16 protein-coding genes are annotated in these 20608 nt (G+C 64.2%); 9 read left to right on the top strand and 7 right to left on the bottom strand.

All coding sequences use genetic code 11. The features are described 5' to 3' along the window. Positions 1-189 precede the first annotated feature (189 nt). Positions 190-678: a homoprotocatechuate degradation operon regulator HpaR gene (gene hpaR, locus IFU00_13010; protein ID MBD8543197.1), complete on the top strand. Its 489-nt coding sequence runs from the start codon at positions 190-192 to the stop codon at positions 676-678. Positions 679-708: 30 nt separating this feature from the next. Here the strand turns inward: hpaR and IFU00_13015 are convergent, their stop codons facing one another. Continuing rightward, positions 709-1206: an SRPBCC family protein gene (locus tag IFU00_13015; GenBank protein ID MBD8543198.1), complete on the bottom strand. Its 498-nt coding sequence runs from the start codon at positions 1204-1206 to the stop codon at positions 709-711. 361 nt (positions 1207-1567) lie between these two features. On the opposite strand from IFU00_13015, the gene IFU00_13020 reads away from it, so the two are divergent. Further along, complete coding sequence (locus IFU00_13020; protein ID MBD8543199.1) at positions 1568-3880, top strand: UvrD-helicase domain-containing protein; 2313 nt, start codon at positions 1568-1570, stop codon at positions 3878-3880. 46 nt (positions 3881-3926) lie between these two features. Here the strand turns inward: IFU00_13020 and IFU00_13025 are convergent, their stop codons facing one another. The 3 genes from IFU00_13025 to IFU00_13035 all read right to left on the bottom strand — a co-directional run bounded on the left by IFU00_13025 (position 3927) and on the right by IFU00_13035 (position 6310). Further along, positions 3927-4712 (bottom strand): hypothetical protein, encoded by a 786-nt coding sequence (locus IFU00_13025; GenBank protein MBD8543200.1) that lies wholly within the window; start codon positions 4710-4712, stop codon positions 3927-3929. Continuing rightward, positions 4709-5704, bottom strand: coding sequence for a homoserine kinase (locus tag IFU00_13030; GenBank protein ID MBD8543201.1), 996 nt, complete (start codon positions 5702-5704; stop codon positions 4709-4711). Before IFU00_13030 ends, IFU00_13025 begins: the two co-directional genes overlap by 4 nt. Positions 5705-5767: 63 nt before the next feature. Beyond that, on the bottom strand, positions 5768-6310 hold the full coding sequence (locus IFU00_13035) for a hypothetical protein (protein ID MBD8543202.1): 543 nt from the start codon (positions 6308-6310) through the stop codon (positions 5768-5770). A 193-nt stretch (positions 6311-6503) separates the two neighbouring features. Here IFU00_13035 and polA point away from each other — a divergent pair, with 193 nt between their 5' ends. The 4 genes from polA to IFU00_13055 all read left to right on the top strand — a co-directional run bounded on the left by polA (position 6504) and on the right by IFU00_13055 (position 14151). Next, positions 6504-9278, top strand: a complete 2775-nt coding sequence (gene polA, locus IFU00_13040; protein MBD8543203.1) for a DNA polymerase I — start codon at positions 6504-6506, stop codon at positions 9276-9278. 95 nt (positions 9279-9373) lie between these two features. Next, on the top strand, positions 9374-12310 hold the full coding sequence (locus IFU00_13045; protein ID MBD8543204.1) for a PAS domain-containing protein: 2937 nt from the start codon (positions 9374-9376) through the stop codon (positions 12308-12310). Between the two features lie 69 nt (positions 12311-12379). After that, positions 12380-13264: a dienelactone hydrolase family protein gene (locus IFU00_13050; protein ID MBD8543205.1), complete on the top strand. Its 885-nt coding sequence runs from the start codon at positions 12380-12382 to the stop codon at positions 13262-13264. A 116-nt stretch (positions 13265-13380) separates the two neighbouring features. After that, positions 13381-14151: a ZIP family metal transporter gene (locus IFU00_13055; protein ID MBD8543206.1), complete on the top strand. Its 771-nt coding sequence runs from the start codon at positions 13381-13383 to the stop codon at positions 14149-14151. Between the two features lie 64 nt (positions 14152-14215). Here IFU00_13055 and IFU00_13060 read toward each other — a convergent pair whose 3' ends face one another. The 3 genes from IFU00_13060 to IFU00_13070 form a co-directional block, all read right to left on the bottom strand. Further along, a complete protein-coding gene (locus tag IFU00_13060; GenBank protein ID MBD8543207.1) occupies positions 14216-15070 on the bottom strand; it encodes a sulfurtransferase in 855 nt (284 codons plus the stop codon). A 10-nt stretch (positions 15071-15080) separates the two neighbouring features. Further along, positions 15081-16001, bottom strand: a complete 921-nt coding sequence (locus IFU00_13065; GenBank protein ID MBD8543208.1) for a DMT family transporter — start codon at positions 15999-16001, stop codon at positions 15081-15083. Positions 16002-16073: 72 nt separating this feature from the next. Further along, positions 16074-17174: an aromatic ring-hydroxylating dioxygenase subunit alpha gene (locus IFU00_13070; GenBank protein MBD8543209.1), complete on the bottom strand. Its 1101-nt coding sequence runs from the start codon at positions 17172-17174 to the stop codon at positions 16074-16076. 343 nt (positions 17175-17517) lie between these two features. On the opposite strand from IFU00_13070, the gene IFU00_13075 reads away from it, so the two are divergent. The 3 genes from IFU00_13075 to dxs are packed head-to-tail and all read left to right on the top strand — an operon-like array spanning position 17518 to position 20537. Continuing rightward, positions 17518-17772 carry an exodeoxyribonuclease VII small subunit gene (locus tag IFU00_13075; protein ID MBD8543210.1) on the top strand — a complete coding sequence of 85 codons (255 nt, stop codon included), beginning with the start codon at positions 17518-17520 and terminating at the stop codon, positions 17770-17772. Beyond that, complete coding sequence (locus IFU00_13080; GenBank protein MBD8543211.1) at positions 17769-18662, top strand: polyprenyl synthetase family protein; 894 nt, start codon at positions 17769-17771, stop codon at positions 18660-18662. The genes IFU00_13075 and IFU00_13080 overlap by 4 nt, the downstream gene beginning before the upstream one ends. Further along, positions 18663-20537 carry a 1-deoxy-D-xylulose-5-phosphate synthase gene (gene dxs, locus IFU00_13085; GenBank protein ID MBD8543212.1) on the top strand — a complete coding sequence of 625 codons (1875 nt, stop codon included), beginning with the start codon at positions 18663-18665 and terminating at the stop codon, positions 20535-20537. It begins immediately after the preceding gene. The last annotated feature ends 71 nt before the right edge of the window (positions 20538-20608 follow it).

The raw sequence follows: 20608 nt of genomic DNA on the forward strand, positions 1-20608 counted from the left end.
GAGCCGCCCTTTTGTGCTTCTGAATGGTTACGGTAATATCTGTTCACAAAAAATTCGCATGGAATCGCCTGCGTGAAGCGAAATCCACCGGGCTGGCAAGTATATTAGTCAGCCAGGCACGACTGCCGCGCTTCCTGCGCAGCGGCCGATGCAGAACCAGAGACAGAATTACCTATTACGGAGCATTCCTTGGCCCGCCGGATCACCCACCGCAATCTTCCCCAGCTTTTTCTGAAGGCGCGAGAATCGTTGTTGCTGCACTTCCGTCCCATCCTCAACCATTTCGGCGTGACCGAACAGCAATGGCGCATCCTGCGCGTGCTGGACGAGCATGAGCAACTCGAGCCACGGGAGATGTGCGAACTGTGCCAGATCCTGAGCCCGAGCATGACGGGCGTGCTGTCGCGGATGGAAGAGCTGGGGCTGATCGAGCGCCAGCGCGTGGCGGCCGACCAGCGCCGCATCTGGGTGCGCCTCGCCCCGAAGGGCGACCGCCTGATCGACGATATCGCGCCGCTCATCGAGCGCCAGTACAAACTGATCGAAGCGGCCTACGGCGCGCAGGTCGTGGCCGATCTGTCGCTGGCGCTCGAAGGTTTTATTGCCGCACAGACGACGCCGGTCGAGCGCGTGGCGCTGCCGGCGTCGATCAAGCCGGTCAACAGCCGCCGGCCGTAGCCGGCGTGCCTGTGCCGGCCCGCGTGTCGATCAATGCTGGTCGACCTTGCCGCGCCATGCGCCGGTTTCACTGCCACGCTGCTCGAGCAGTTCCTTCAGGTTGGCCAGGTTGGCGCGCGCTTCCATGCGCACGGCGCCCAGGGCATCGCCCAGCGTTTCCAGCGCGCCTTCGGGCTCGTAATCCATCTGCAGCGCGATGCGCGTGACGGTATCCGAGATCTTGTGGAAAGTGACGACACCGCCATTTTTCACGCCGGTGACGCTGCGCCATGCAATGCGGTCATCCGGGATCTGCTCGGTGATCTCGGCATCCCACTCTTTTTCTTCACCGGCGACGTTGGCGCGCCAGTGCAGGTGCTTGTCGTCGAGCTGGCGGATTTCCTTCACGCTTTTCATGAATTGCGGGAAGTCTTCGAATTGCGTGAACTGGTTATAGGCAGTGCTTACGGGTACATTGATCTCGATGGTTTCGACAATCCCCGAGCTGGCGCCAAAGCCATTGTTTCCCTTGAGTTTTTTTGACAGCATGACACCGCCAACGGCCAGTGCGGCCATGGTCACTACGCGTCCTAGCATGATCATTCTCCTTGTTAAGATTTTCACGAGCTTGTCGCAAAGCTGGTGTTAACATAAGCGAAACACTCGTCCCACGGCGCGCGCTTGCGAAGCTTGAATTGTGAAAATTGCGCGAAGTTAATCCTATTTCTTCGGTGAAATGTCCGAAGATAACGGCGGGAAGGGTGGCAACGTTAGTCGGTGGGCGCTTCTGCCGTGCAGTCCGGATTGATACCAATGGCGCACCGTTCAACAGCGTATTGGTCAGCATTCGTCACGCGTACGCCACGAAACTGGATGGGCATACAGTATATCGCGGCGGTATAATGGCCGGATGCTGAAACTCGACACCCTGAATCCTGAACAATTTGCCGCCGTCACCTTGCCGGCGCAAAGCGCCCTGATCCTGGCCGGCGCCGGCTCGGGCAAGACGCGCGTTCTGACTACGCGGATTGCCTGGCTCATCCAGACCAACCAGGTCTCGCCCGCTGGGATCATGGCGGTGACGTTCACGAACAAGGCCGCGAAAGAAATGCTCACGCGCCTGTCGTCGATGCTGCCGATCAATACGCGCGGCATGTGGATCGGCACCTTCCACGGCCTGTGCAACCGGCTGCTGCGCACGCACTACCGCGACGCCGCGCTGCCGCAGACGTTCCAGATTCTCGATTCGCAAGACCAGCTTTCGCTGATCAAGCGCATGCTCAAGGCGCACAACGTTGACGATGAAAAGTACCCGGCCAAGGCGCTGATGTACTTCATCAACAACGCCAAGGACCAGGGCTTGCGCGCATCTCAGGTCGAGGCCTACGACCCGATCGAGCGCCGCATGGTCGAGCTGTATGAACTGTACGACCAGCAGTGCCAGCGCGAAGGCGTCGTCGATTTCGCCGAACTGCTGCTGCGCTCGTATGAGCTGTTGTCGCGCAACACGCCGCTGCGCCACCACTACCAGATGCGCTTCCGTCACATCCTGGTCGACGAGTTCCAGGATACCAACGACCTCCAATACAATCTGCTCAAGCTGCTGGCGGGGCAGGGCGAGTCGGGCGGCGGCGCCATCTTTGCCGTCGGCGACGATGACCAGAGCATCTATGCCTTCCGCGGCGCCAACGTCGGCAACATGTCGGCGTTCGAACGCGACTACCAGGTCAAGAACCTGATCAAGCTCGAGCAAAATTACCGCTCGCATGGCCACATCCTCGACAGCGCCAACTTTCTGATCGCCAACAACGCCAAGCGCCTGGGCAAGAACCTGCGTACGGATGCGGGCCAGGGCGAACAGGTGCGCGTGTATGAGGCCTCGTCGGATCTCGAAGAAGCGCAGTGGATCATCGAAGAATCCAAGAGCCTCATGAACGAGGGCATGGGCCGCAATGAAATCGCGATCCTGTACCGCAGCAACGCGCAGAGCCGCGTGATCGAGCATGCGCTGTTTGCGGCCGGTATTCCGTACACCGTGTATGGCGGCCTGCGCTACTTCCAGCGCGCCGAGGTCAAGCACGCGATCGCCTATCTGCAGCTGATGGACAATCCGCACAACGATTCGGCCTTCATGCGCGTGGTGAACTTCCCCACGCGCGGCATCGGCGCGCGCTCGATCGAGCAGTTGCAGATGGCAGCCGACAGCTACGGCATTTCGCTGTACGCGGCCGTGCCGTACATGACGGGCAAGGCAGGCACCGTGCTGGGCAACTTCGTCAAGCTGATCGAAGGCGCGCGCTTCGAGACGCAGCAATTGCCGCTGCCCGAGCTGGTGCGCGTGGTGCTCGAGCGCAGTACGCTGCTGACGCACTACGGCAATGAAAAAGAAGGCGCCGACCGCATCGAAAACCTGGAGCAGATGGTCAGCGCCGCGACCCAGTTCGTGCAAGAAGAGGGCTTCGGCACCCAGGCGCCGGCCCACCTCGGCCCACCGGCGCAGGCGCAGGCCGGTGAATCGGTCGTGTATCAGGATGGCATCGAGATCCTCGATGGCGGTGCGCCGCTGCCCACCGTGATGTCGCCGCTGTCGGCCTTCCTGTCGCACGCGTCGCTCGAAGCGGGCGACGCTCAGGCGCAGGCCGGGCAAGAGGCGCTGCAACTGATGACGGTGCACTCGGCCAAGGGCCTTGAATTCGACGCCGTGTTCATCACGGGCCTCGAAGAAGGCCTGTTCCCGCACGAGAGCAGCGCGCGCGAGGCCGACGGTGTCGACGAAGAACGGCGCCTGATGTACGTGGCGATCACGCGCGCGCGCCGCCGTCTGTACATGAGCTTTACGCAGCAGCGCATGCTGCATGGTCAAACGCGCTTCAACATGAAATCGCGCTTCTTCGACGAACTGCCCGATGAATCGATCAAGTGGCTGTCGCCGCGCGTCCAGGGCAACTGGTTTGGCGGGCGCAAGTCGACGACGGCATGGGACGACGCCAAGTTCCGCGAAGGCGGCAGCGACAACAAGATCGCGCAGCAGATCACGCAAAAGGCCGGCAATGGTACTGGCTGGCGGGTGGGCGAGAGCGTGGTTCACGCCAAGTTCGGCGAAGGCGTGATCGTCAACATCGAGGGCGGCGCCGGTGCGGCGCGGGCCCAGATCAACTTCGGTTCGGCGGGGGTGAAGGTGCTGGATCTGTCGATCGCGAAGCTGGAGCGGGTGGGCCGCTAAGTGGGGCACGTTGGCGGCGCTGCCGCCAACGTCGGTAGAACGTTGATTACTGCTGCTTGTCGAGGCTGACCTTGTTGCCGGGCTCTGCCGGTGGCTTGCCGAAGATCTCGCGATAGCCCACATACAGCGCGCACTGCAGCAGCAGGATGAACAGGAAGATCACCCACATGATCACCACGCGCGCGATGCTGCTGCCGCCCAGGATGACGGCGATCACCATGCACACGGTAAAGAAGATGCCGAACCACGCCAGCAGCATCACGATGAAAATGCCGGCGCTGCGCTTGACGGCAAAAAAGCTGTAGAACACGGCCTTGAACGGCGGCATTTTCTGCCAATAGGTCAGCGGCGCAGCAAAGCACAGCGAAATCAGCGCCACCGCGTCGAGCGCAAAAATCAGGAACATCGCCAGCACGTCCTGGCCTGCCAGCACGGCCGGGGTGCCTTCCGTGCTCTGGGCCTGCACCTGTTCCCAGAAATCCGGCTGCACGGCAAAGCGCGTGATCAGCGTCAGGATCAGCGACACGCCCAGATAGACGATGCCGACCTTGCACAGCTCACGCAGCACCGGCTTGCGAAAACCTGTCAGCGCCACGGCCGGCGTGACGCGCTGGCCGTTTTCGATCATCGAGCACGCCATCATGAACGCCATCGAGAACGAGGGAATCAGCACCACCGCCACCATCGCGCCCAGCACCGGCACGGCGCTGATCAGAATACTGACCAGGATATTGGCGAACAGCAGCGTGGTCAGCGCGGCCGGTTGTTGACGAAACAGCAGGGCGCCATTTTTGAGCCAGGTCCAGCCGGTAGATGCAGGTAGTTTGTTCATGTAATGACAGTGGTGGGCAAGCCCGGCGCGGGGTGCGCAATGCGCTCGCGCAGAATACGTTCGAAATGGGTAGGGTCGTGCGGCGTCAACAGTTCGGCCGCGCGGGGAAGGTGCAGATCATACAGGCGTGACAGCCAGAAGCGTAGTGCGCCCGCGCGCAACAGCGGTTGCCAGGCATCGCGCTCGTCGTCGGTGAACGGGCGCACCGCGTGGTAAGCGTCGAGCAGGGCGCGCACGCGTGCTTCGTCCAGCTCGCCCGTGGCCAGGTCGACGCACCAGTCGTTGACGGTGACGGCCACGTCGTACAGCCAGGTGTCGATGCCGGCAAAGTAAAAGTCGAAGCAGCCGCTCAGGCGCTCGCCCTCGAACATCACGTTATTGCGAAACAGGTCGGCGTGCACCGGGCCGCGGGTCAGGTTGGCATAGGTGGCGCTTGCGGCGAATGTGGCCTGGTACGCGACCTCGTCCCGCAGCAGCGTGGCTTCGGTCTCGCTCAGGAGCGGCGCCACCTCGGGTGCGGTCGCCGTCCACCAGTCAATACCGCGCAGGTTAGGCTGCTGCAGAGCAAAGTCCTGCGCCGCCAGATGCATCCGCGCCAGCATGCGGCCCACTTCGGCGCAGTGCACGGGCTGGGGAGCAAGCTGCGAGCTGCCATTCAGGCGGCTGACAATGATCGCCGGCTTGCCGTGCAGGCTCACGATCAGCTCGCCATCGTTGTTGGGCACCGGCGCCGGCACGGGAATGCCGCGCCCGGCCAGGTGGCGCATCAGGTTGACATAGAAGGGGAGCTGATCGAAGCGCAGGTTCTCGAAAATCGTCAGCACGTAGTGACCGGACTGCGGACCGGACTGCGTACCGTGCTGAGTATTCAAGAAGAAATTGCTGTTGTCGATGCCGGAGGAAATGCCTTCAAGCCCGACGGCCTGGCCGAGGGGGAACTGCTTGATCCACTGGTGAAGGTCATCCAGTGAGACCGCGGTGAAAACTGCCATGAGCTAGCAAGAAAGAGAAGTGGACGATGGCCGGAGACTGCCGCGCGAACGCGGCAGGCGGGATCATTGTTTGGTGGTCGGCTCGAGCGCAGGTGGCGGCGGCACATCGGCGCGCGCCGGGACGGTCCCGGCGGCACCAGCACGGGCTGGCGCTGCGGCAGCTGGCTGCTCGTCGGTGTTCTGCTTCTTGGGATTGCCAAAATCAAATTCCATCACTTGCCATTGTGGGGCGCGGATGCTGCTGCCCGAGATATCGCCTGGTTGGGCATTTCCCGGTGCAACGTTGGGCTTCATGGTGTAGCGGCTTGGGCCGGCCTGCACTTCGACTTCGTTGATCTTGCCGTCATTGCCGCGTTTCTCGGTAATGACCGTGCCTTTGCGCGGCGGGATCGTCGTGGCCGGTACGTCGCTGCCCGGCTCGATGCGCTCGAGCTGCGGCGGCGCGTCGCTTGGACGCTGCTGCTGCGCTGGCTGGGCTGGCGTCGTGGCGCGTGGCGCCGGCTGGGTCTGCGTTTGCGGTGGTGTGGTCGGCTGCGCCGATGCCAGGCCCGCGTGGGCGAACAGGCACAGCGTCAGGAGGGCAAAGCGGGGTGTCGAGCGCAGCATGATGGTCACCTAATGTCGTTTAGTCCATTGTAGCAAACAGTACCGCCTCCCTGTGAAACGTGTGCCACATCCCATGATTGCTGCGAGGAATTGAGGCGCTGGAGCGGGCGCTGCTCATCATGCGGATTCTGCGATAATGGCAGCGACCCTGGCGCCACCCTGACGCCGCATGCTTACCTGATTTTCGCCCCCTATGGACAATACCCTTCTGCTCGTCGACGGTTCCAGCTATCTCTACCGCGCCTTCCATGCATTGCCCGACCTGAGGAGCCCGGACGGCTTCCCGACCGGCGCCATGCACGGCATGGTCAATATGCTGCGCCGCCTGCGTGCCGATTTCCCGGCCGCCTACATTGCCTGCGTGTTCGATGCCAAGGGCAAGACCTTCCGCGACGACCTGTATCCCGAGTACAAGGCCACGCGCGCGTCGATGCCGGAAGACCTGGGCAAGCAGATCGAGCCGATCCACGAAGTGGTGCGGCTCATGGGCTGGCCGATCCTGATGGTCGAGGGTGTCGAGGCCGATGACGTGATCGGCACGCTGGCCGTGCAGGCCACCGCGCGCGGCATGAAGACGGTCGTCTCCACCGGTGACAAGGATCTGGCCCAGCTCGTCAACGACAAGGTCATGCTGATCAACACGATGAGCAACGAGCGCCTGGACGACGCCGGCGTGCTGGCCAAGTTCGGCGTGCCACCGAACCGCATCATCGATTACCTGACGCTCGTCGGCGACACCGTCGACAACGTGCCAGGCGTGCCCAAGTGCGGTCCGAAAACAGCGGTCAAGTGGCTCACGCTGCACGGCTCGCTCGATGGCGTGATGGAAAACGCCGGCAGTATCGGCGGCGCCGTGGGCGATAACCTGCGCGCGGCGCTCGACTGGCTGCCGAAAGGCCGCGAACTCATCACCGTGAAAACCGACTGCGACCTGGTCAAGCACGTGGTGTCGTTCGAAGAAACGCTGGTGGGCCGGCCCGAAAATGCCGACGCGCTGCGCGAATTCTTCAGCCGCTACGGCTTCAAGACGATGCTGCGCGACCTGGGCGGTGCCAAAGCCGGCGACGGCAGTGTGCGCCCTGCCGCTGGCAGCGCGCCGGGCGGCGGTCCGCTCAATTCGCCGGAAGGCGCGCAGGCGACGCTCGATGGCATGCCGGTCATCAAGGGCGAGTACGAAACGATTCTGACTGACGCGCAGCTCGACACGTGGCTGGCGCTGATCGACGCGGCCACCTTGACGTCGGTCGACACCGAAACCACATCGCTCGATCCGATGACGGCGCAGATGGTCGGCATTTCGCTGTCGGTCGAACCGGGCAAGGGCGCCTACATCCCGCTGGCGCACCGCTACGCCGGCGCGCCTGACCAGCTCGAGCGCGAACACGTGCTGGAAAAGATGCGCGCCTGGCTGGAAAATCCGGCCAAGCCCAAGCTCGGCCAGAACCTCAAGTACGACATGCACATCTTCGCCAACCATGGCATCGACCTGAAGGGCATCGTGCACGACACGCTGCTGCAGTCGTATGTGTTCGAGTCGCACAAGCCGCACGACATGGACACGATGGCCATGCGCCACCTGGGCTACACGACGATTCCGTTCGTGGATGTGTGCGGCAAGGGCGTCAACCAGATCTGCTTCGACCAGGTCGAACTGGGCCGCGCCACCGAGTACGCGGCCGAGGATTCCGACATCACGCTGCGCCTGCACGGGTCGATGCTGCCGCACGTCGAAGCCGACAAGGGCCTGACGTACATCTACCGCGACATCGAGATGCCGACGATGGAAGTGCTGCACAAGATCGAGCGCAACGGCGTGCTGATCGACAGCGACCTGCTGGGCGTGCAATCGAACGAACTGGGCAAGCGCATGCTCGAACTCGAGCAGCAGGCGTACGAGCTGGCCGGCGGCCCGTTCAACCTGGGTTCGCCAAAGCAAATTGGCGAGATCTTCTTCGTCAAACTCGGCCTGCCGGTGATCAAGAAGACCGCCACCGGGGCGGCGTCGACCGACGAAGAAGTGCTGCAAAAGCTGGCCGAGGATTATCCGCTGCCGAAGATCCTGCTCGAGCACCGCGGCATGTCCAAGCTGAAGTCGACCTATACCGACAAGCTGCCGAAGATGGTCAACGCCAGCACGGGGCGTGTGCACACCAATTACTCGCAGGCGGTGGCAATTACGGGGCGCCTGTCGTCCAATGAGCCGAACCTGCAGAACATCCCGGTGCGCAACGCCGAAGGGCGCCGTATCCGCGAAGCCTTCATCGCGCCGCCGGGCAGCGTGATCGTCTCGGCCGACTATTCGCAGATCGAACTGCGCATCATGGCGCATATCTCGGGCGACGCGGCAATGCTCAAGGCCTTTGCCGATGGCGAAGACATCCACCGCGCGACGGCCGCCGAGATCTTCGGCATTCCGCCCGCGGACGTGCAGAGCGAGCAGCGCCGCTATGCCAAGGTCATCAACTTTGGCCTGATCTACGGCATGAGCGCCTTTGGCCTGGCGGCCAACCTGAATATCGAACGGGGCGCTGCCGCCAATTATATTGAACGCTATTTCGCGCGCTTCTCGGGCGTAAAGCAGTACATGGACGAGACGCGCCTGCAGGCCAAGGCACGCGGCTATGTCGAAACGGTGTTTGGCCGCCGCCTGTGGCTGCCCGAGATTAATTCGCCGAACGGCCCGCGCCGCGCCGGCGCCGAACGTGCGGCGATCAATGCGCCGATGCAGGGCACGGCAGCCGACCTGATCAAGCTGGCGATGATCGCCGTGCAGGGCTGGCTCGAAACCGAACAGCTGGCCACGCGCATGATCATGCAGGTGCACGATGAACTGGTGCTCGAGGTGCCGCAGGCTGAACTGGAACTGGTGCGCGTGAAGCTGCCCGAACTGATGGCCGGCGTGGCAACGCTGAAGGTGCCGCTGGTGGCCGAAACGGGCGTCGGCGAAAACTGGGAAAAGGCACACTGAACCGTGGGGTGGACGGCTACGCTGTCCACGCGTTGACCCACAAAATCCGTTACAGAACGCGTATTTTTCTCGCAATTTATATGTGAGAATAAGTGATGTTTACGCAACCTGACTACGCGGCACTGTTCGCGGCCTCGCCGTATCCTTACCTGCTCATCAACCGGGATTTCACCATCATCGGTGCAAATCCCGCGTATCTGGAATCGACCGGTCGCACGGCGCAGCAGATCGTCGGCCAGCATATCTTCGAGGCGTTTCCGGCCGATCCGAACGACCCCGCATCGACCAATGTCGACGAGGTACGCCGATCGATCGAACAAGCTTTTGCGACGAAGCAGCCGCACACCAGCGCGCTGCTGCGGTATGCGGTACCGCGCGAGACGCCCGGCGGGCACGTGTTCGGCGAGCGTTGCTGGAGCGCGATTCACACGCCGGTGTTCGATGCCGCCGGCGAAGTCGCGTTCGTGGCGCAAAACGCCATCGATGTCACGGATCTGTACCGCTTCGATGCCGCCACCGGTGCGTACAATCTCAGGCAGGGCGCGCATGCGGTGCCCGACATGCCGCAGATGAACCGGCCGCAGATGCACGAGGCGATGACGCGCATCCTGAACCTGGAGCGCAGCCAGTTGCAGACGATATTCAACCAGGCGCCGAGCTTCATCGCGGTGCTTACCGGCCCAGATCATGTCTTCGAGATGGCCAACGAAGCGTATTACCAGCTGGTGGGGCGCCGGGAGCTGATCGGCAAACCCTTGCTCGACGCGCTGCCCGAGCTGGCGGCGCAGGGCGTGCGCCGCGTATTCGATGGCGTCTTCGCCAGCGGCAAGCCGGTCGTGCTGCGCGATTCATTGATCTCGCTGCAGCGCCGGCCCGACAGCCGGCTGGAACACCGCTACGTCGATCTGCTGTGCCAGCCGATCTTCGGCCACGACGGGCACGTGACGGGCATCTTTGCCCAGGGCAGCGATGTCACCGAGGCCTATCATGCGGCGCAGGCGCTGTTCGAAAAAGTCCAGCAGCTCGAAGAGGTCCGTGAGAACCAGACCTTCCAGCTTGCCCTGGCCGACCGCATCCGTCAGCTCGCCGACCCCGATGATGTGACCGAGGCAGCCTGCGAGCTGCTGGGCCGCGCCCTGCAGGCGTCGCGCGTGCTGTATGCGCAGATCGACAACGCCGCCGGCACCGTTGCGATCGTGCGCGACTGGACCGCCCAGGGCGTGGCGAGCCTGGCCGGCAAGGTCATGGTCATGGACGATTTCGGCCCGCCGATGATCGCCGCGCTGCGCGCCGGCCAGATCGTCGTCAACCATGATGTCGCGCAGGACAGCCGCACTGCGGGCAATACCGGCATCTATGCGCAGATCGGCGTCGGCGCCGACCTGCTGGTCCCGTACATCAAGGCCGGCAAGATGCGGGTCGTGCTGACGGTGCAGAATGCCACGGCGCGCCGCTGGCGCGAGGCAGAGATACGGATGGCGCAGGAGACCGCCGAGCGCACCTGGTCGGCGGTCGAAGCGGCGCGCGCGCACGCCGCGCTGCGCCGTGAACGCGACCAGAGCCAGAGCATCTTCGACAGCATGGGCGAGGGCTTCGCGGTGCTGGACAAAAACTGGAACATCCTGCGCATGAACGCCGAAGGCCTGCGCCTGACCCAGCGCCGCGCCGAAGATGTCATCGGCCATAACCACTGGGAAGTCTGGCCCGAACTGCGCGCTACCCCGGCCGACGCGGTGTTCCAGCGCGTGATGAGCACCGGCGCCCCGGGGATTCTCGAGCTGGCCCACCGCATGCCGGACGGGCGCCAGGCATGGATCGAAACCCGCACCCACCGATCGCTCGATGGCGGCATCGCGTTCTTCTTCCGCGATGTCACCGAGCGCCGTGAAGCGCAAGAGCAGCTCACTGCCGCCGACCGGCGCAAGGATGAATTCCTGGCGATGCTGGCGCACGAGCTGCGCAATCCGCTCGCACCCATCGGCGCGGCCGCCGACCTGCTGCAACGGGCGCGGCTCGATGAAGCGCAGGTGCGCAAGACCAGCCAGGTCATCGGGCGCCAGGTGCGCCACATGACGAGCCTCGTCGACGATCTGCTCGACGTCTCGCGCGTCACGCGCGGCCTGGTGGCGCTGCACACCGAGCGCCTGGACATCCGGCATATCGTGAACGACGCGATCGAGCAGGTCACGCCCCTGATCCACGCCCGCCGCCATCACCTGGCGCTCGAATTGCCGCCGCAAGCGCCGCTGGTCGAAGGCGATCACAAACGCCTGGTGCAGGTGCTGGCCAACCTGCTCAGCAATGCGGCAAAGTACACGCCCGAAGGTGGCCACATCACCTTGAGCACCGAAGTGCGCGCCACGCACGTGCTGCTGCGGGTAGCCGACGACGGCATCGGCATGGCGCCCGAACTGGTCGCGCGGGCGTTCGAGCTGTTTTCGCAGGCCGAGCGCTCGTCCGACCGGTCGCTGGGCGGGCTGGGGCTGGGCCTGGCGCTGGTGAAAAGCCTGGTCGGCCTGCATCATGGCAGCGTCGCCTGTGAGAGCGCGGGGCAGGGCAAGGGCAGCACCTTTACGGTGTGCCTGCCGCGCCTGGACAGTGAGGTCGCGGCCGCAGGCACTCCGGCCGCCGGCCCGGTGAGCGCGCCGGCACCGTCGGACCATCTTCGCATCATGGTGGTGGACGACAACGTGGACGCGGCGACGATGCTTGCGCTGCTGCTCGAATCGAACGGGCACGAGGTGCGCGTCGAGCATGCCGCGTTGCCGGCGCTGGCCGCGGCCGAGCACGCGGCGCCGCATGTGTACCTGCTCGATATCGGCCTGCCCGACCTCGATGGCATCGAACTGGCACGGCGCCTGCGCGCCCGCGCCAATGCGCAGCGCGCGGTGCTGGTGGCGATCACCGGCTACGGCCAGGAGCAGGATCGCGCGCGCACTGCGGCCGCCGGCTTCAACCACCATCTGGTCAAGCCGGTCGACATGCATAAGCTGTACGCAATCCTCGATGAAGTGGTGCCTGCGCACACGTAGCACCGTGCGCGCCCGGTGCAGGCGATGCTAAACTCGCAAGCCTGTCCACCACTGATCGAAGGGATGACCATGAAAGACCTCGTCAACGACGCCGGCAGTCTGCTCGGCGCGAGCGCATACACCGATGGCGTCGGCCGCCGCGACTTCATCCGGGCCGCCATCGGCACCGGTTTTGCCGCCAGCGCGCTGCCAGTCATGGCGCAGACCCAGATCCAGACCGATACCGACGGCCTTGACGCCGGCGACACCATCCTCGTCATCGACGGCCAGGACGTGCCGGTCTATCGCGCCCAGCCCAAGGGCAAGACGGGCGTGCCGGTGATCCTGGTGATCTCCGAGATCTTCGGTGTGCACGAATACATCAAGGACGTGGTGCGCCGCTTCGCCAAGCAGGGCTATATGGCGATCGCGCCCGACCTGTTCGTGCGCCAGGGCGACGCGACCAAGGCCCCGAGCACGGCCGAGCTGATGAAGAACATCGTCTCAAAAACTCCCGATGCTCAGGTGATGTCGGACCTCGACCGCGTGGTCGCATGGGCCAAGCAGCGCGGCGGCGATACCGAGAAACTGGGCATCACCGGTTTTTGCTGGGGCGGGCGCATCACGTGGCTGTACGCAGCGCATAACCTCAAGGTCAAGGCGGGCGTCGCCTGGTACGGCCGCCTGGTGGGCGAAGCGACCGCCACGTCGCCCAAGCACCCGATCGATTTTGCTCAGAACCTGAAAGTGCCGGTACTGGGCCTGTATGGCGCGAAGGACACCGGTATCCCGGTCGAATCGGTCCAGCGCATGCAGGCTGCGCTCGACAAGGGCAACAGCCGCTCGACGATCCACGTCTATCCGGAGTCGGGCCACGCCTTCCATGCCGACTACCGCCCGATGTACAACGCGGCGGACGCGCAGGATGGCTGGAACCGCGCGCTGGCGTGGTTTGCCAAATACGGCGTCGCCTGATGTAGCAAGCGCCGCCTTGGACGAGGGCAGGCCGGGAGCGGTACAATGCCCGGTTTGCGGCTCGTCGCACGTACAGAACAAGAGGCCTTCAAATCGACCCGTTTTCAGCCCCATTCATCGACCCGACCCTGCGCTCGATCCTGCTCGCGACGCTCGTCGCCGGCGTCGTCAGCATCTCCGGGGCTGCCATTTTCTCGTTTGCCCTGCTGTCGAAAGTGGTGGAAAAGATGGTCAGCCTGTCGGTCGGCATCATGCTGGCCACATCGCTGCTGCACGCGCTGCCTGAAGCATTCGATTCGGGCGCCGATACCCGCAGCCTGTTCGCCACGCTGCTGGGCGGCCTGCTGGCGTTCTTCCTGCTGGAGAAGGTGGCCCTGCTGCGCCACTCGCACCACCACGAAGGCGACGGCCACCACCACGCGCACGGGCACGATGCGCGTGAAGCGGGCAAGGCCGGCTGGATGATCCTGCTCGGCGACGGCATGCACAATTTCACCGACGGCATCCTGATCGCGGCAGCCTTCCTGGCCAATCCGGAGCTGGGAATCGTCACCGCGCTGGCGATCGTCGCCCATGAAATCCCGCAGGAGATCGGCGACTTCATCGTGCTGCTCAATGCCGGTTTCTCGCGACTGCGCGCCTATGTGTTCAACCTGCTGTGCAGTCTGATGGCGGTGGCGGGGGGCTTGCTGGGGTATTACACGCTGGACCGGGCCAGCGGCCTGATTCCGTACGTGCTGGTGTTTGCGTCGTCAGGGTTCATCTATATTGCGGTCAGCGACCTGATGCCGCAGATGCAGCGGCGCTCGACGTTGCGCGAGTCGATCCCGCAGGTGGTGCTGATCGGGCTGGGCGTGGCGATCGTCTTCGCGTTGCACGCGTTCTGATGTCAGCATGATGCGCATGGCGTAGGGTGGACGGCTCTGCCGTCCACGCGTCGACGGTTGAGAATTATGCCGCGCCTTTGGCCACCGGCCGCGCGGGATCGCCGACCCACTCGCTCCACGACCCCGGATACAACGCCGCGCCCGGCAAGCCTGCCACTTCCAGTGCCAGCAGATTGTGGCAGGCGGTTACGCCGGAGCCGCACTGCATGATGGCTGCGGCAGGGTCGTCAATCAGCACACTGAATTCCTCGCGCAGCTGCGCGGCATCCTTGAAACGCCCGTCAGGCCCCAGGTTGTCCTTGAAGAAGCGGTTCTTCGCGCCCGGAATATGGCCGCCCACCGGATCGATGGTCTCGTTTTCGCCCCGATAGCGGTCGGCCGCGCGTGCATCGATCACGATCCGTTTGCCGCTTTCCAGATTGTCCAGCACCTCACGCACCGTCACGGTCGGCACGAACGGCGTCCTCACGCTGAACGAACCGCGCGGCCTGGTGCGCACCTCGGTCGTCAACGGCTGCCCGGCAGCCTCCCACGCGGCCAGCCCGCCATCGAGTACCGCCACCGCCTCGTGCCCCAGCCAGCGCAGCAGCCACCACAGGCGCGCCGCGAACATGCCGCCGTGTGCGTCATACGCCACCACCTGCGTGGTGTCGTCGATGCCGAAGTCGCGCAGGGCTTCGGCCAGCACTTCCCGGTCGGGCAGCGGATGCCGGCCCAGGAACACGCCGTCGGCGCCGTTCTTTGCACCCGACAGCACCGTCTCGATATCGGCAAACACCGCGCCTGGCAGGTGGCCGCTCGCGTAAGCGCCACGGCCGGCGGCCAGGTTCATCAGGTCGTGGCGGCAATCGACGACGACCCAGGCCGGGTCGTCGATGTGCGCGGCCAGGTCGGCGGCAGAAATCAGGGTCTGGTGCATGACGGTTCCTTTACGTTTCGCTGGCGATCGGATCGGTGTCCTTGACGACGGCGCCGCGCGCCGTCTTGCGGGTATTGTAGAACGTTGCGGCCACGCCCGACACCAGGATCACGCCCACGCCCAGCCAGACATGCCAGTCGAACGTGTCGCCCCACAGCAGCAGACCCCACAGGCACGAGAACACGATGCCGGTGTACTGCAGGTTGGCCACCACCAGCACCTTACCGACGCGGTAGGCGCGGGTCATCGCCATCTGCGCCATCAGCGCTGCGCCGCCGATCCCGGCCAGCAGCAGCAGGCTGTATGGCGTATGCGCGTGGAACACGGCGCCCTGTGGTCCGTCGCCGGCCAGCGTGGCCAGCAGGCCCACGACCGCGGTGGTGAGCGAAAAGAAGAACACGACGCGGTATTCGGGTTCGCCCAGCAGACCCAGTTTGCGCACCTGCATATACGCTGCCGCCGACACCACCGATGAACATACGCCAGCCAGTGCGCCGAGCCACTGCCGGCTTTCGATCGCCGGCTGCAGCACCATCGTCACGCCAAAGAAGCTCATGCCGATGGCGATGACCAGCGGCCATTCGGCGTGCTTGGTGCGGGTCCACCAGCCCAGCGCGAACATCCAGGCCGCGATCCAGATCGGGGCCATGTAGTTCAGCGTCATGGCCGTGGCCAGCGGCAGGCGGCCGATGGCGAAGAACCACATCCACAGGGCGGTCACGCCGACGAAGCTGCGGATCAGGTGCGATTTGGCGAACGGCGTCCTGAACGTGCCGCCACGGTGGCGCACCATCGCCAGCAGGATGACGGTGCCGATCAGGCCCCGGTACATCAGCAGTTCGGACGTGGAGTAGAACTCGGAGGCGAGCTTGACGCCCGCGCCCATCGCGGCGAACGCGAAGCTGGCGAACAGCATCCAGAGTGAAGCCATGGTATTCCCAATAAAAAAAGGAGGGGCAGCCGACTGGCCACACCCTCCGCAGCGCTGCGTGTCACGACACGGCTAGAGCGCCATCTTGCTGCGATACCACTCATGGAAGTGCTGCATGCCGTCTTCCATGGGCGACTGGTAGGGACCGACCTCGTTGACGCCGCGCGCCACCAGGATCTTGCGGCCGGCGTCCATGCGCAGGCCGATTTCATCGTCCTCGACCGCCGTTTCCATGTACGCGGCGCGTTCTGCCTCGACGAACTCGCGCTCGAACAGCACGATCTCTTCGGGGTAGTAGAACTCGACCACGTTGCGCGTCTTGTCCGGGCCATCGGGCCACAGCGTCGACACCACCAGCACGTGCGGATACCACTCGACCATGATGTTCGGGTAGAGCGTGAGCCAGATCGCGCCGTATTTCGGCGGCGCGCCGTTGTTGAACTTGAGGATCTGCTCCTGCCAGCGTTTATAGGCAGGCGAACCGGCCTTTTGCAGTGCGCGGTTCACGCCCACGGTCTGCACGCTGTAATCCTGGCCGAACTCCCATTTCAGGTCATCGCACGAGACGAAGTTGCCCAGGCCCGGGTGGAACGGTTCGACGTGGTAATCCTCGAGGTAGACCTCGATGAAGGTCTTCCAGTTGTAGTCGCACTGGTGCACTTCGACGTGGTCGAGCATGTAGCCCGAAAAATCGAGGTCTTTGGTCACCGACAGCTGGCCGAGCTTGTCCATCACGTTGTAGCCGTTCTGCTCGAACAGCAGCCCGTTCCAGTTCTGGAGCGGCGTCTTCGACAGGTTCAGGCACGGGGTATCGGCAAAATGCGGCGCGCCGATCAGTTCACCCTTCAGGTCATAGGTCCAGCGGTGCAGCGGGCAGACGATGTTCGTCGCATTGCCGCGCCCATTGAACATGAGCGCCTGGCGATGACGGCAGACGTTGGACAACACCTCGATGCCATTGGCGTTACGCACCAGCATACGGCCTTCGTGCTCGGCAGCGAGCGTGGCGAAGTCGCCCGTTTCGGGCACCATCAATTCATGGCCGACGTAGCGCGGGCCATTCACGAACAGCTGCTGCATCTCTTGTTTGAGCAGCGCCTCGTCAAAATACACAGTTACCGGAAGCTGCGCGTTGGATCGCGCCAGCTTGGCGTGGGTAGCCAGATCGGACATCCCAACCCCCCTTAAATAAGCATCCAAAGAAGAGAAAGAATCCAAAGACCAGTATTTAAGTAAAGGAATACGGTATTTCGGACAGAACCGGCGATTATACTTCGGAACGAGCTCTACCGTCTCGGTCCGGCGCGCGGCTGTTGTGCGCGCTGGTGGGGAAATTGCCTTCGTGGCATGATTTTCATGATGAGGGAGGGCGTGGCCCAATCGATGGACGGGGCTGCATGTTGCGAATGGTGCAATGTGCGCCCCCCGTGGTGTGGGATTGATCTAAAATACGCGATTGGATTGACCCACGGCGCACAACTGGACGCCCTTACGATACCGACCTATGGCAAAGAATATGACAGCGGGCAGCGCAGCAGCAGGGGCGGCGCCACCCGAATCCTTCGAAGGGGCGATGGCCGAACTGGCCCAGCTCGTGACACAGATGGAGTCCGGCGCCTTGCCGCTGGACGCCTCGGTCGCGGCGTATGCGCGCGGCTCCGAACTCGTCAAGTACTGCGCAGGGCAGCTCGAGAAAGTCGAGTCGCAGGTCAAGGTACTTGAAGGCGACATGCTCAAGCCGTTCTCGGGCGACGACGAGGGCGTGCAATGAGCGCGCTGGCGTTCGCCGACTGGACCCGCCAGGTCCAGCACGACGTCGAGGGTGCGCTCGACGCGTTCCTGCCAGCGGCCACCCAGGTGCCGCACAAGCTGCACGAAGCAATGCGCTACACGACGCTGGGCGGCGGCAAGCGCGTACGCCCGCTGCTGGCGTACGCCGCCGGCGCGCTGTTCGACGCCGACCCGGCCGCGCTCGCGCGGGTGGCCAGCGCCGTCGAAATGATCCACGTGTATTCGCTCGTGCACGACGACATGCCGTGCATGGACGACGACGCGCTGCGCCGTGGCAAGCCGACGGTGCACGTGGCCTACGACGAAGCGACCGCGCTGCTGGTGGGCGACACGCTGCAGGCGCAGGCCTTCACGGTGCTGGCCGAATGCGCCACCGTGCCGCCGGCGCGCCTGTTGACGATGGTGCGCCTGCTGGCCCAGGCTGCCGGCTCGAACGGCATGTGCGGCGGCCAGGCAATCGATCTCGACAGCGTGGGCCTGGCCCTGACGCGCGACGAACTCGAACGCATGCACCAGTTGAAAACGGGCGCCATGCTGCGCGTGTCGGTGCTGCTTGGCGCGCTCGCGGGCCGCGACCTGACGCCACTCGAAGTCGAGGCCCTGAACGCCTATTCGGCCGCAGTTGGCCTGGCGTTCCAGGTGGTCGACGATGTACTTGATGCGACCGCCGATTCGGCCACGCTGGGCAAGACCGCCGGCAAGGATGCGGCCGACAACAAGCCGACCTATGTGTCGATCCTCGGCCTGGCGCCTTCGCGCGACCTGGCAGAGCAATTGCGGCGTGACGCGCATGACGCGCTGGCGCCATTCGGAGAACAAGCACAGCGGCTGCGTGAACTGGCAGACCTGATCGTGCAGCGGAAGGCCTAAATGAACCTGCTAGACAATATCAACGACCCGTCCGACCTGCGCAAGCTGCCGCGCACCCAGCTCACGCCACTGGCCAAGGAGCTGCGCCAGTTCCTGCTCGAGTCGGTTTCGAAAACAGGCGGCCACCTGTCGTCCAACCTGGGCACGGTCGAACTGACCATCGCGCTGCACTACGTGTACGACACGCCGCGCGACCGCATCGTCTGGGACGTCGGCCACCAGACCTATTCCCACAAGATCCTCACGGGTCGTCGCGGCCGCATGCCGTCGCTGCGCCAGTTAAACGGCCTGTCGGGCTTCCCGAAGCGCGACGAAAGCGAGTACGACACGTTCGGTACCGCCCACTCGTCGACCTCGATCTCGGCCGCGCTCGGCATGGCCGCAGCCGCCAAGATCAAGGGTGAAGACCGCCACGCCATCGCCGTCATTGGCGACGGCTCCATGACCGCCGGCATGGCGTTCGAGGCGCTGAACAATGCAGGCGTCGAAGACGACGTGAACCTGCTGGTCATCCTGAACGACAACGACATGTCGATCTCGCCGCCGGTCGGCGCGCTCAATCGCTACCTGGCGCGCCTGCTGTCGGGCCAGTTCTACGCCGCTGCCAAGAACGTCGGCAAGAGCGTGCTGCCGGCCCCCGTGCTCGACCTGGCGCGCAAGCTCGAAGAACATGCGAAGGGCATGGTGGTTCCGGCCACGATGTTCGAGGAATTCGGCTTCAATTACATCGGCCCGATCGACGGTCATGACCTCGAATCCCTGATCCCGACGCTGGAAAACATCAAGAAGCTCAAGGGCCCGCAGTTCCTGCACGTGGTGACCAAGAAGGGCCAGGGCTACAAGCTGGCCGAGGCCGAGCCGATCCTGTACCACGGCACCGGCAAGTTCAATCACCTCGAAGGCATCAAGCCGGCCACCGCGCCGGGCAAGATCACCTACACCGAAGTCTTTGGCAACTGGCTGTGCGACATGGCAGCGGCCGACCAGCGCCTGGTCGGCATCACGCCGGCAATGCGCGAAGGCTCGGGCATGGTCCGCTTCCACCAGGAATACCCGCAGCGCTACTTCGACGTCGGCATCGCCGAGCAGCATTCGGTGACCTTCGCGGCCGGCATGGCCACAGAAGGCGTCAAGCCCGTGCTGGCGATCTACTCGACGTTCCTGCAGCGCGGTTACGATCAGCTGATCCACGACGTGGCGCTGCAGAACCTCGACGTGACCTTCGCGCTGGACCGCGCGGGCCTGGTTGGCGCCGATGGCGCGACCCACGCCGGCAACTACGATCTGGCCTACCTGCGCTGCATCCCGAACATGGTCGTCATGGCCGCGTCGGACGAAAACGAATGCCGCCAGATGCTCACCACGGCTTACCACTATCCGGGCCCGGCGGCCGTGCGCTATCCGCGCGGTGCCGGTGTCGGCACGCCAATCGTCGAGGCCTTGAACTCGATCGAGATCGGCAAGGGCGAAGTGCGCCGCAGCGGCAAGAACATCGCGATCCTGGCGTTCGGTTCGATGGTCTCGCACAGCATCCTGGCCGGCGACGAACTCGATGCGACGGTCGCGAACATGCGTTTCGTGAAACCGCTGGACGTCGACCTGGTCAAGCGCCTGGCGCAGGACCACGACCTGATCGTGACGGTGGAAGAGGGCTGCATCATGGGTGGCGCGGGCGCTGCCGTGATGGAAGCGATGGCCGCCGCCGGCATCGCCAAGCCGGTGCTCAATCTGGGCTTGCCGGACACCTTCATCGACCAGGGCGATCCGGTGGCGCTGCTGTCGTCGGTGGGCCTGGACGCCAAGGGCATCGCGGCATCGATCCGCGCGCGCCTGTCGGCATCCGGTGAACCGCGCCTGGTGGTCAACAACGGCTGACGCAGTTTCTGCGCGGCTTGACGCAAAAAAGGGCTGGCGATCGACGCCAGCCCTTTTTTTATCCCGTCTGT

Origin of the sequence: Oxalobacteraceae sp. CFBP 8761, assembly GCA_014841595.1 — a bacterium.
In the GTDB taxonomy this organism is placed as follows: Bacteria; Pseudomonadota; Gammaproteobacteria; order Burkholderiales; family Burkholderiaceae_D; genus Telluria.